10 protein-coding genes and 1 pseudogene are annotated in these 12,363 nt (G+C 64.5%); 6 read left to right on the forward strand and 5 right to left on the reverse strand.

Features of this window, described 5'->3' with window-relative positions:
- Positions 1–54 precede the first annotated feature (54 nt).
- A complete protein-coding gene (locus MU856_RS00255; protein ID WP_186401242.1) occupies positions 55–810 on the forward strand; it encodes a hypothetical protein in 756 nt (251 codons plus the stop codon).
- Positions 810–2,918: a TonB-dependent receptor plug domain-containing protein gene (locus MU856_RS00260; RefSeq protein ID WP_263589004.1), complete on the forward strand. Its 2,109-nt coding sequence runs from the start codon at positions 810–812 to the stop codon at positions 2,916–2,918. The genes MU856_RS00255 and MU856_RS00260 overlap by 1 nt, the downstream gene beginning before the upstream one ends.
- Here MU856_RS00260 and MU856_RS00265 read toward each other — a convergent pair.
- The 4 genes from MU856_RS00265 to MU856_RS00280 form a co-directional block, all read right to left on the reverse strand.
- Entirely contained in the window at positions 2,915–3,943 is a 1,029-nt protein-coding gene (locus MU856_RS00265) for an adenosine deaminase (protein ID WP_186401241.1), read from the reverse strand. The genes MU856_RS00260 and MU856_RS00265 overlap by 4 nt on opposite strands.
- The gene (locus tag MU856_RS00270; protein WP_186401240.1) at positions 3,936–4,514 is read right to left on the reverse strand and encodes a phosphoribosyltransferase; all 579 of its coding nucleotides are present in this window, start codon (positions 4,512–4,514) and stop codon (positions 3,936–3,938) included. Before MU856_RS00270 ends, MU856_RS00265 begins: the two co-directional genes overlap by 8 nt.
- 96 nt (positions 4,515–4,610) lie before the next feature.
- A complete protein-coding gene (locus MU856_RS00275; RefSeq protein ID WP_263588167.1) occupies positions 4,611–6,260 on the reverse strand; it encodes a M28 family metallopeptidase in 1,650 nt (549 codons plus the stop codon).
- 138 nt (positions 6,261–6,398) lie between these two features.
- Positions 6,399–8,540 carry an alpha/beta hydrolase family protein gene (locus MU856_RS00280; protein WP_186401238.1) on the reverse strand — a complete coding sequence of 714 codons (2,142 nt, stop codon included), beginning with the start codon at positions 8,538–8,540 and terminating at the stop codon, positions 6,399–6,401.
- A 394-nt stretch (positions 8,541–8,934) separates the two neighbouring features.
- Here MU856_RS00280 and MU856_RS00285 point away from each other — a divergent pair.
- Both MU856_RS00285 and MU856_RS00290 read left to right on the forward strand, forming a co-directional pair.
- Positions 8,935–9,057, forward strand: a pseudogene (locus MU856_RS00285) (phage major capsid protein); the annotation flags it as partial.
- A 244-nt stretch (positions 9,058–9,301) separates the two neighbouring features.
- Positions 9,302–9,481, forward strand: a complete 180-nt coding sequence (locus MU856_RS00290) for a hypothetical protein (RefSeq protein WP_263588168.1) — start codon at positions 9,302–9,304, stop codon at positions 9,479–9,481.
- A gap of 284 nt (positions 9,482–9,765) precedes the next feature.
- Here MU856_RS00290 and MU856_RS00295 read toward each other — a convergent pair whose 3' ends face one another.
- Positions 9,766–10,101, reverse strand: coding sequence for a hypothetical protein (locus tag MU856_RS00295; protein ID WP_062901109.1), 336 nt, complete (start codon positions 10,099–10,101; stop codon positions 9,766–9,768).
- Between the two features lie 328 nt (positions 10,102–10,429).
- Between MU856_RS00295 and MU856_RS00300 the strand changes: the two genes are divergently transcribed.
- Together MU856_RS00300 and MU856_RS00305 are read left to right on the forward strand one after the other, a co-directional pair.
- The gene (locus tag MU856_RS00300; protein WP_082819835.1) at positions 10,430–10,873 is read left to right on the forward strand and encodes a DUF2793 domain-containing protein; all 444 of its coding nucleotides are present in this window, start codon (positions 10,430–10,432) and stop codon (positions 10,871–10,873) included.
- A gap of 129 nt (positions 10,874–11,002) precedes the next feature.
- A complete protein-coding gene (locus tag MU856_RS00305) occupies positions 11,003–12,118 on the forward strand; it encodes an OmpA family protein (protein WP_062901108.1) in 1,116 nt (371 codons plus the stop codon).
- The last annotated feature ends 245 nt before the right edge of the window (positions 12,119–12,363 follow it).

The following is a 12,363-nucleotide window of genomic DNA, read 5'->3' on the forward strand; positions in this document are numbered from 1 at the left end:
GCTGCGGCGGCGAGCGATGATGCTCGCCCGGCGCACGGAGGAGGAGTGCCCCCAATGAAACCGCAATCGAAGACATTGTTCGTCGCCGCCGGCAGCGTGCTGTTGACCTTGATCGCCTGCGCCGCCCCTGCGCAGCCGACCGCGGCCTCGGCCCAGGAGAGCAGCGCGATCCGCTGGGATGTCTCGCAGCCCGACGACGGCGACGGCGATCCGCGCCTGCAGCTTCGCGCCAAGCAATCAACCAGCAGTGTCGCTCTCGACGGTGCCCGCGCGGAATTTTCCGCGGCGCGGGACACGCTGGGCGGCGGGCGCGGCCCGGTCAGCTTCAGCGTGGTGCACGCGGCGGGCCGCCTCGATTGCACGGGCAGTCTGCACGCAGCCTATGAGGGCGAGGGACAATGCCGCTTTGCGCCCGATGCCGGCTTCGCGACCGCGCTGGAGAGCCGCGGTGTCGGCACGCCGACGCGCAAGGAACAACTCGCCATGTTGATGGTCGATGCGACGGTGGAACTGGCCGACGGCCTGATCGACGCGGGGCTTCGTCCGCACACCGGCGAACTTGTCGCGGCGGCAGCGTTGAAGGTGACGCCCGCCTATGTCCGCGACCTCCAATCGGGCGCGCTTCGGCTCACCTCGATCAACGATGCGATCGCGTGCAAGGCGCTGGGCGTCGACCGCGACTATGTGCGCGGGCTGGCAGCGGCCGGATATGCAAAGCTGACCTCCGACCAGGTGATCAGCATGAAGGCGTTGGGAATTACCCCCGACTATGCGCGCTCGATGAATGCGGCAGCCGGAGGCACGCAGTGATGCGGATGACGAGCGCAATGGCGCTGGCGGCCGCCCTTGCCGCATCGATGTCGGCGACGACTGCGTGCGCGCAGGATGCGGCGGTCGACAGCGCAGCCCCGCCGCCGGTCCCGGCTCCGGCCGCCGCTCCGGCGAGTGGCGGCAGCGCGCGGCAGGTCTTCACCCCCGCCGACTTCGTCCGCTACGCGCCCAAGAACGCCTATGACATGCTCAATCAGGTTCCGGGCTTTTCGATCCGCGACAATGAACAGCTCCGCGGGCTCGGGCAGGCGACAGGCAATGTCCTGTTCAACGGCGAGCGTCCCTCGACGAAGTCGGACGATATGGTGACATTGCTGTCGCGCATTCCCGCCGGGAATGTCGAACGCATCGAAATCGTCGACGGCGCCTCGCTCGATATCCCGGGTCTATCGGGTCAGGTGGCCAATATCGTTTATCGCGCCGACAATTTTTCGGGTCAATTTGCGTGGAAGCCCGAGTTTCGCGCTCATTATGCGCATCCGCTCTACACGCGCGGCGACATTTCGGTCCGCGGCCGCAAGGGAGCGATCGAATATGAACTGGGTCTCTATAACAATGATTCGGCGCGCAGTTCCGCGGGTGGGCCGACGATCATCACCGACGGCGACGGCAACATCATCGAGCGCCGCCACGATGTCTGGCGCAGTCCCTATGACACGCCCAAGCTTTCAGGGCGGCTGACCTGGGACGGCCCCGCCGATACGGTAGGCCATCTGGGCGCCCATTATCAGCGCATCTATAATCCCTATGTCGAATTCGGACGTCGGACGCGCGATGGCGCCCCCGACGAATATCGCACCGTTCGCGAAAATCCGAACAGCTGGAATTACGAAGTCAACGGCGATTACCAGTTCGGGGTCGGCCCCGGAAAGCTGAAGCTGATCGGGCTGCGCCGCTTCAGCCACGAACCCTATTCGCAGGAAGTAATCACCAGCTTTTCGGACGGATCGCCCGCAGTCGGCGATCGTTTCACCCAGACGGGCGATATCGGCGAGACGATCGCGCGCGGCGAATATCAGTGGAAGATGCTGGGGGGCGATTGGGAGTTGTCGGGGGAGGCGGCGTTCAACACGCTCGACAATGTTGCGGCGCTTTATACGCTCGATCCGACAGGGGCTTTCGTCGAGCTTCCGTTCCCGGGCGGTACCGGGGGCGTGAAGGAGGATCGCTACGAAAGCCTGTTGAGCTTCGGCCGCAAGATCACCGACAAGCTGAACGTGCAGATCGTTGCGGGCGCCGAACGATCAACGATCACGCAAAGCGGCGCGAACGGCCTGACGCGCAGCTTCTTCCGACCGAAGGGATCGCTGTCGATCGCCTGGGCACCGGCGCCCGATTTCGACATGTCGCTCAAGATCCGACGCCGCGTGCTGCAGTTGAGCTTCTACGATTTCCTCGCGCGCGCCTTCCTGAACGACGACAACCAGAATGGCAGCAACACCGATCTGCGGCCGCAGCAGGACTGGAGCTATGAACTGGAAGTCAACAAGCGGTTCGGGGCGTGGGGATCGACAAAGCTGTTCTTCGTGTACCGCGATGTCGAAGACCGGGTCGACGTGATCCCGATCGGCGATGGCGAAGGCGTCGGCAATACTGCCAAGGCGCGCGCCGGCGCGATCGACTGGACCTCGACGATCAATCTCGATCCGGCCGGCATCAAGGGCATGAAGATCGAAACCCGGCTGCTACTTCAGAAAAGCTCGCTGCGCGACCCCTTCACCGGCGAGACGCGCCAGTGGAACGGCTTCACCGACCGGGTCGTCGAGCTGAGTCTGCGCCACGATATTCCCGGTAGCGACTGGGCCTGGGGCGCAAGCGCCAACCATTCGCATTACCAGCCGGTCTATCGCCGCAACCAGATCGACACCGCGTGGGAAGGGCCTGTGTTCGCCAACATCTTTGTCGAGAACAAGGATGTGTTCGGTCTGACGGTCCGTGCGACGGTGGCGAACATCCTCAATGCAAGGTCGAAGCGCGACCGCACGGTATGGACGGGATTGCGCGGCGAAAGCCCGATTGCCTTCGTCGAAAAGCGCGACCGGTTGATCGGGCCGATCTTCGCTTTCTCGGTTCGCGGGAAATTCTAGGCCGCGTAGGCGTCGATCGCGGCGAGATGACGCGCCTTGGCGTCGTCATCGAGGAAGGCGCCGAGAAAACTGTTGCGGGCGAGCGTGACAAGCTCGTCCCGCGACAGATCGAGCGCATCGGCGACGACGGTGTAGTTGGCGTTCACATAGCCGCCGAAATAGCTTGGGTCGTCGCTGTTCACGGTAGCAAGAAGCCCGGCATCCAGCATCGTCTTGAGGGGATGCGCGGTCATGTCGTCGACGACGCAAAGCTTGAGATTGGAAAGCGGGCACACGGTCAGGCACATCGCGTCATCGGCGAGCCGCGCGACAAGGGCTTCGTCCTCGAGGCTGCGATTGCCGTGGTCGATGCGATCGACGCCCAGCAGATCGAGCGCTTCGTGCACATATTCAGGCGGCCCCTCCTCGCCCGCATGGGCGACGAGGCGCAGGCCGAGGTTGCGGGCGCGGGCGAAGACGCGCTGGAACTTGGCGGGCGGGTGGCCGACTTCGGACGAATCGAGACCGACTCCGTCGATCCGGTCGAGCCATGGGCGCGCTTCGTCGAGCGTCGCCTCGGCCTCCTCCTCGCTGAGATGGCGCAGAAAGCACATGATGAGCCGCGAGCTCATGTCATAACGGGCCTGCGCATCGTCGAGCGCGCGGGTGATACCGCCGATGACGGTCGCGAAGGGGATGCCGCGCGCAGTGTGGCCCTGGGGATCGAAGAAGATCTCGCTGTGGCGAACGCCATCGGCATGCGCGCGCGCGAGATAGGCGGCCGTCAGGTCATAGAAATCCTGTTCGGTCTGCAGGACGCCCATCCCCTGATAATAGATGTCGAGAAAATCCTGCAGGTTCGAAAAGGCATAGGCCGCGCGGACATCATCGATCGTCGCAAACGGGATGGCGATGCCGTTGCGCCGCGCGAGTTCGAACATCAGTTCGGGTTCGAGCGATCCTTCGATATGCAGGTGCAACTCCGCCTTCGGGAGCGCGGCGATGAAGGCCGCCCGGTCTGCGGGGGTGGCAAAATCGTCAGCCATGCGGCGTCTCCGTTTCTTCGCGCAGGATGATCGCCGCCTCGGGTTTGTGGCGGCGTATTTCGTCGATCGTCAGCCCGTCGATTTCGTGCGGGAAGATCAGCCATTGGTCGGTTTCATGGACGAAGAAATCGGGTTTGAGATCGGTGACGTTGCGGCGCGGTTTGTAATAGACGGTCGCGATCCGGATATCGCGCGGCATATTGTGGCGGCATCGCGCCCTGAGTTCGGCGAGAAAGGCTCGAATGCTGCGACCGCTATCGAAAACATCGTCGATGATGAGCAGCCGGTCCTCGGGATCGAGTGTATCGATCAGATAGCCGAGCGCGAAGACCTTCACCTGCGTGTCCTGGCGGTCGATGCCGTGATAGGATGAGGTGCGGATCGCGATATGGTCGCTGTGAACGCCGTGATATTCCAGCAATTCCTGGACCGCGATGCCGACGGGCGCCCCGCCGCGCCAGATGCCGACGAGATGTGTCGGCGCAAAACCGCTGTCGATCACCTGCATCCCGAGCCGCAACGAATCGGCAAGAAGGTCGTTGGCGCTGATGTAGATCTTGTCGGTGGTCATGGGCCGGAGTTATACGCAGGCGAAGCGCCGGGCAAGGCGCGGCGACGGGGCGTCTTCTCTCTCTACCGACCGCCCGGCCGCCTCGCAGCCAAGATGCTATTTGCGGGTAGCGGCGGTCTGGTCGCGCAGCGCCTTGAACTCGCTGCCGCTCTTCCAGCCGGGCCATTTGCCCGAGCGCGCGAGCTCGTCGCCGATCGTGTAGAAGAGCGCGATATCCTGCGCGGCGCCTGCCAAGTTCCAGCTTTCATCCCATGCGTCGCAAGCTTGATGGTAACAGCGGCCGGTATAGTCATCGACCCATTTCTGCCCTGCTTCCTTGCCGCCTTCGACAAGGTCGGACACGCCGGCGATGCCCATGAGCAGCAACACGGGGACGCCGCGCTTGGCCATGCTGAAATGATCGGCGCGGAAGAAGAGGCCGCGTTCGGGAAGGCTTTCGGGCGATACGGTGCGGCCCTGCATCGCGGCGACGCGGGCGAGATCATCCTCGAGCGTGCCCTGGCCCTTGCCGACGAGAATGACGTCCTTTGACTTGCCTGCCGTCTGAAGAATGTCGATGCCAAGGTTCGCGACCGTCTTTTCAACCGGATAGACGGGCGCCTGTGCATAGGCCTCAGACCCGAGAAGGCCGCGCTCTTCGGCGGTCCAGAAGGCGAAAAGCAGCGTGCGATCGGTGGGCGGTGCGGCCTTGAAACCGCGTGCGATTTCGATCAGCGCCGCAACGCCGAGCGCGTCGTCGTTCGCACCGGCGCGGTAGATGCGGCCCTTTTCGTCGGGCTTGCCCTCGCCATAGGCATCCCAATGCGCGCCATACATCACGACCTCGTCAGCACGGTCGGTGCCCGAGATTTTGGCGAGAACATTCTGACTGCGCACGACCTCATGCGTGACCGGAATCGACGCCCGAAAGCCGGTGCCGAGGTCGACGGGACGAAAATCCTTGCGCCGGGCCGCAATGCGCAGCTTTGCGAGATCCTGACCGGCTGATGCAAACAGCCGGGTCGAGGCCTCGCCCGAAATCCAGCCCTGAAGCGCAAGGCTGGTCGCCTTTTCGGGTGGTACGACGAGGCTGTAGTTTTCGCCGCCGGGGCTTTTCACGACGTTCCAGCCATAGCCTGCGCCGTCGGTGTCGTGGACGATCAGCGCCGCGATGGCGCCGCGGCGGGCCGCTTCTTCGAACTTGTAGGTCCAGCGGCCATAGTAGGTCATCGTGCGGCCGCCGAATTTGCCGAAGCTGTCTTCGCCCTTCGTCGCGACGAAATCGGGGTCGTTGACCAGAAAGACCGCGACCTTGCCCTTGAGGTCGACGCCCTTGAAGTCGTCCCAGCCGCGTTCGGGCGCGTGGACGCCATAGCCGACGAAAACCATCGGCGCATCGGCGATCGCCGCCACATCCTTGTCCTGCTGGCTCGACACATAGATGTCGGTGCCGAGGGTGAGCGGGGTGGCGCTGCCCTGCCGGTTGAAGGCGAGCGCGGTCGGGGTGCCGAGGCGCGTATGGAGCAGCGGCACCGGCTGCGTCCATTCGCCGTTCGGGCCGGCGGGTTCGAGTCCGAGCGCCTGAAGCCGGCCGATCAGATAGCCGACGGTACGCTCTTCGCCGACCGTTCCGGGGGCGCGGCCCTGAAACTGGTCCGACGCGAGGGTGCGGACAGTCTCGGTCAGATTGGCGGTGCTGATATCCTGCGCAAGCGCGGGGACGGCAAAGGCGGCAGCGAGCAGGGCGGCGAGAGGGCGCAGAAACATCAGGGGAGCGGGCTCCGTTGGTTGGGGAAGCGCCGACCCTAGCAGGATGCGCGGCAATTGGAACCGCCGTAGAGCGGCGGGGGCGAGAGGCGCCCACCTGTCCGACCAAGCAAGTCTCGCGCGGGCGCCAGCCCGCGCTCAATCCTTGGCGGCCGGCGTCCACCCCTTCTTGTATTTTTCGAACCAGGCGAGGATCGCCGATGCCTTTGCGGCAGCCTGCGACGGGCGGGCTGCGATGCCGCCGTGGCTGGCGCCCGGCACCTTGACCAGCACCGTCGGGATGCCGCGCAGACGCAGCGCGGTATAATATTGCTCCGACTCGCTGACCGGGGTGCGATAATCCTCGCTGCCGACGACGACCATGGTCGGGGTCTTGACGTTGCCGACCAGCGACAGCGGCGAATGGCTCCAGAACGGCGTCTGATCCTCCCACGGCATCGCGCCGATCCAGTAACGGCCGAAGAAGGCGGGACCGTCGGCAGTGAGCGCCTGCGTCGTCCAGTTGATCACAGGCTTTTGGGCTACCGCGGCCTTGAAGCGGTCGGTCTTGCCGACGATCCAGCTCGTCAGCACGCCGCCCCCAGACCCGCCGGTGACGAAGAGCGCGTCGGGGTCGGCGATGCCGAGGTCGATCGCGCGATCGACGATGCTCATCAGGTCGAAATAATCATTGCCGGGATAATTTTTGTCGATCGCATTGGCGAAGGCCGCGCCATAGCTGGTCGAGCCGCGCGGGTTTGCCGAGAGGACGGCATAGCCCGCCGCGGCATAAAGCTGGTTATCGGTCGAAAAATGCGGCCCATAAGCGGCGAACGGCCCGCCATGGATTTCGAGGATCAGCGGTACGCGCTGCCCCTCGCGATAGCCCGGCGGCAGGGTGAGCCAGCCGTCGATCGACAGCCCCTCGACGCTCGACGTGGCGGTGATCTTGCGCACCTCGCCCAGCGCCTTCACCTCGCGCAGCGTGCGGTTGAGGTCGGTGAGGACGCGCGTTTTGCCGCCGGCCGCCAGTTCGACTTCGGCCGGCCGCGCCGGGCCGCCGCCGGTGAAGGCGATCGCGTCATTGTCGGCGACCGAAAAGCTGCCTCCCGAATAGGGCCGGTCGAGTCCGCTGCTCGTCAATCCGCTGGCGACGGTGCGGACCGATCCGTCGAGGCCGATGCGTGCCACTTTGGTTTCGCCATGCTCGTCATATTGGGCATAGAGGCCCCGCCCGTCGGCGTCCCACGCGAGGCCGTCGACGCTGAAATCCCAGTCGGGGGCGATGCGGCGGCTGTTCGATCCGTCGCGGTTCATCACGTAGAGGCCGGTGTTTTCATAGGCGCGCAGCCGGTCGTCGAAACCGAGATAGGCGATCATCCGACCGTCGGGCGATACCAGCGGATTGGCATCGGGGCCCTTGCGCGTCGTGAGCTGAGTGATCGAGCCGCTTGCGACGTCGAGCGCATAGATGTTGCTTTCGAGCGGATCGCTTTCCCAGTCGGGGCGGCGGTCGGCGCTGAAATAGAGCATCGCGCCGTCGCGCGACCAGCTGAGCGGACCGCCGTCATGATAGGGGCCGAAGGTCAGCTGGCGCGGCGCGCCGCCGGTCGCCGAGACAAGGAAGATCTTTTCGAACCCCGGTTCGATATAGCCCTGGCCGTCGGCGCGGTAGGTGAGCAGGTCGTGGACCTCCAGCGGCGCGGCCCATTTGGCGCCTTCGGGCTTGTTCGCGGGGGCCTTGCCGAACCGCGGCGCATCGTCCTTGACGAGCATCGTATAGGCGATCGACCGGCCATCGGGCGACCAGGTGATGCTCGACGGGCTGGTCGGCAGGCCGGTGAGCTTTACCGCCTCGCCTCCGTCCATCCAGCGCACCCAGAGCTGGACGCTGCCGCCCTCGGTCGATGCATAGGCAAGCCGCTTGCCGTCGGGCGACCAGCGCGGCGAAAAGGCATCACCGCCGCGTCCCGCAGCGGGGACTTCGGCGCCGGTCTGGGTGTCGACCAGCCAGATCGTGCTGACCGCGCGGTCGGACATGATGTCGTTCGCGCGGCGGACATAGGCGATGTGGCGCCCGTCCGGGCTGATCTGCGGGTCCGATGCGGCGGCGAGGCCGAAAAGATCCTCACCGGTGAACCGGCGCTGCGGCCCGGTCTGTGCGCTGCCGGTTGCGTCATCCGGCGCGGAGGCGGTTGCGGCGGGAGCGCTCGCGTGCTCGGAAACGGCGCCTTGCTGCGCGTGAAGCGGCTGCGCTGCGAGGGTGAGAAGGCTCGCGCCGAGCAAGGCGAGTTTGCGCATAATATGGGTGCCCCTTTTTCCGGTGGATGGTTGAGGGTGTAACCATCTGGCGCGGCGCGTCAATCGAGCGGGTGGGAAAGGGATGGTGGGTTGTGATTTTCTCCTCCCCTCCCGCCTGCAGGAGGGGAAATCAGCGCGCGACCTTGGCGCCATCTTCTGGTCGGACAAGCTAATAGCCATATAGGTTATTTTCTATTGATATTACCACGCTCTTATGGCACGAGGCCACATCATGAAGAACTGCGTTTGGGGCTGGCACCCTTCGATGCGGGAGGGGCGTTCCGGCCCTTTGTTTTGGGAGACGGGTGGCAGGCCACGTCCGGCTCGCAGTCAGATGGACATTTTTCTGGCATCGCTGGCAGAATCGTCGAATGTCGCGGCGTCGGCGCGGGTGACGGGAATCTTGCGCGATCCGTTAAGCAACAAGCCTTTCGTGCATTTCTATGCAACCAAAAGGGTGGGCGGTGCGATCATCGATTCGAACGCCATCAAGCTGTTTAAGTTCGCCGCCAGCTAAAGCGGCTGGTGCGCGAGGGCGCCCGGTCCCGGCTCCCTTCCCTTTCGGGACGGGCCGGGCGCCTACCGGCCGGCATTCCACTCCAAAATTAGGTCAATATTCGACAGGATGGTCCTGCCATGCCGACCCCCTTTTTCGCCGATATGGTGCGCGCGCTGTGCAACGAGGGCGGGACCGGCTCGCTGACGCCGAGCGGCGCGGTGCCCGGCCAACGCCGGTTCGCGGGCGCCGAGCCTGTCGCTAGATGTTTCCCTTATACGATTGCCGGCGCGGCGGGGCGATCGCGGGGGCGCTGCGCGGCGGTGCCGACGGCCGGGCGATGGCGGGGGCGCGGGTCGAACGGACGCGAACGCGCTTCGGGCGCGACGGCGGCTGGCGGCACGAGATGGCGCTGCGATGCCGCTGCCTGTTTGGGGATGGTTAGGGTAGGGAATAATCAAGTGCGGCGGGGATGGGATGGGAAGCGGAGCCTTGAAGCGTCCGCTGTCCTCCCCTCCCGCAAAGGGGAGCGGCAGTGAGCGTTGCGAGCTTGCTCGCTAGCCGCAGCGCAGTGGGTATATTCAAAGTCGCAAGCCCACCGCCAACCGCTCCCCCCTGCGGGAGGGTGGCAGAAATTCCGCAACCGGCCGAGACCCGTCGGGTCGTTCGCCACCGCATGGCGGGTGATGGCCGGACGGTCCGAATTGGTCCGCCCGCCTCGTCCCGCGTCTAGTCGGCGGGCATTGTCTTGGTTTCGGTATAATCCTTGAACTTGTCGATGAAGGTCGCGTGGTAATCCTCGACCTGCGAATCGGCGTCTTCGGCCGCTTCGGCGGCAGTGTCGCCATCGGCGCGATCGAGCGCGACTATTGCGCTGCGGAACGCATCGCGTTCGGTGCCGCAGGTTTCCTTGAGCGCGAGTTCATATTCGGCTTCGCCCATCTTTGCCTCGAGCGACTTCTTCATGTGATCGCGCAGGCATTTGGTGAAGACCGCACGCGAATTGTCGACGGCGGCGGCGGGCGACGGCGCCATGGCAGCGAGAAGAATGGAAAAAACAAGCATCCTGCGACTCCCCAGTTTGCGGATGATTATGTGCGAAGAGATGTAGACGATGGCTATTAAAAATGGGAGCGCCTTTCTGCTGCAGATCGGCAACGGCGCAAGGTGGCATCGAACTGGTCGATGTGCCGGTGCCATCGGCGGCGCGAGCGCTGCGGCCGCTGTCGCCGCTGCATGGAGATGTGTGCGCGGCTGCCGATGGCGCGATCGAGGCGCATAGGGTGCGGCGTAGCCGCGCCAGTAACGGCTGGCGCGGCCAGGTCGATCCGCCCGGCGAGGGCCGCGAGCTGTGGCAGACGATGCTGGTGCCCTTGATGCCGGGGCTCGGCCCGTGGGATTGCACTGGATCCCAGCTGGTCCTGGATGCCGCGCTGCTGGCAGCAATACCGGCGGGAAGCGCGCTTTCCGTTCAACAGGTCGGCGATTTCCGCCTTTCCCCGCCGCCGTTGATGGGCCGCTGGCAACCCCGCCCGAAGCCCCTGCCGCGGGCAATTGCTGGATCGTGGATGGAGCCGCGACCGGTGCATGGGCCAGCGAGGCGGGTCGGCTGGCGCTCTGGACCGCGGGCGGATGGCGAATTGTCGCGCCCTTGTCCGGGATGCGTGTCAGACGGATCAGCGACGGTGCCGCGTTACGTTTCGGCGGCTCCAAATGGACTCTACCCATCGCTATTGCGAATCCCGATGGGGGCACGACGATCGACCTGGAAGCGCGTGCGGCAATAGACGCGCTGCTTGCGCTTATGGTGGCGCATGGTATTATGATCGCTGACTGATTTTGCTTCTGTTCGCGCAGAAAGTGCGACTTTTTGGCAACAGATTGTCGATTTGTTTACTTGCGTGGAACCAAAGGCACGAGTAGGACGTCTGTCGAGACGTAATCTCAATTGAAAGGGGAATCCATTATGAGGAAGCTTGCCGTCGCTGTGGCGTTGGCCTCCACTGCCCTTGCGTCGCCTGCTATGGCGCGCGACAACTCGTGGTATGTTGGTGTCGGTGGTGGTGTCATGATCGTCGAGGACATCGACCTCGATATCGGCACCGTCGCTAATGCGGGAACGCTCGATCATCGTACCGGTTATGATTTCGAAGGCACTGTCGGTTATGACTTCGGCGGTTTCCGCGCTGAAGTCGAAGTCGGCTATCGTGAAGCCGACATCACCGGTGGTCGTTTTTCGACTCCCGGGATTCCGGCGAGCTCGACGGGCGGGCTCTTCACCGGCAATACGCCGCTGAACGGCGATTCGAACGCGTTGAGCTTCATGGCCAATGGTATGTTCGACTTCGGTGACGACGATGGCCTGCAGGGCTTCGTCGGCGGTGGTGCCGGTGTTGCACGCGTTTCGGTTCAGCCGGTCTTCGCAACCAACTTCCTCGACGATTCCGACACGCGCTTCGCGTGGCAGGCAATCGCCGGTGTTCGTGCACCGCTGACCAAGCATTGGGATGCCGGTCTGAAGTATCGCTTCTTCAATGTCAGCGATCTGAAGATGGTCGATCAGCTTGGCCGCGATGTTTCGGGTCGTTTCCGCTCGCACTCGCTGCTCGGAACGCTGACCTACAACTTCGGTGGCGCAGAAGCTCCGCCGCCGCCGCCGCCGGCTCCGCCGCCGCCGCCGCCGCCGCCGCCGCCGGCTCCGCCGCCGCCGCCGCCGCCGCCGCCGGTTTGCGAACCCGGACCGTATATCGTGTACTTCGACTGGGATCAGTCGGCGATCACGCCGGAAGCGGCTGCAACTCTGGACAACGCGATCAGCGCTTACAACCGTGGCTGCAGTGGCCAGCAGGTCATGCTCGCCGGTCACGCCGACCGTTCGGGTTCGGCCAAGTACAACGTCGGTCTGTCGCAGCGTCGCGCCGATGCCGTGAAGTCGTACATGACGGCTCGTGGTGTCGCCGATGGCTCGATCACGACGCAGGCGTTCGGCGAAACCCGCCCGGCCGTTGCAACCGCCGATGGCGTCCGCAACGACCAGAACCGTCGCGTGGAAATCACTTACGGTCCGAACTCGGGCATGTAAGACCGGTTTCCATCCCCGACGGGGATTGGACGAAAAAGAAGGGCGGTACCGCAAGGTGCCGCCCTTTCTTTATTTGGGCTCTTCGATGACACCTGCGGCTGATGGCGGGGCTTGCCGGGGCGACGACGCAGAATTTGAGCCTTGCTCCTCAGGATAAATGATATATCATATCTGTGAGGCGCCTCGATGAACGGGTTTGCCTCGGACAAGGCGGGCGCGCTGGCACGCGAGGATGAAATGTTGGC

The organism is Sphingopyxis sp. GC21 (assembly GCF_025727575.1).
Classification (GTDB): domain Bacteria; phylum Pseudomonadota; class Alphaproteobacteria; order Sphingomonadales; family Sphingomonadaceae; genus Sphingopyxis; species Sphingopyxis terrae_A.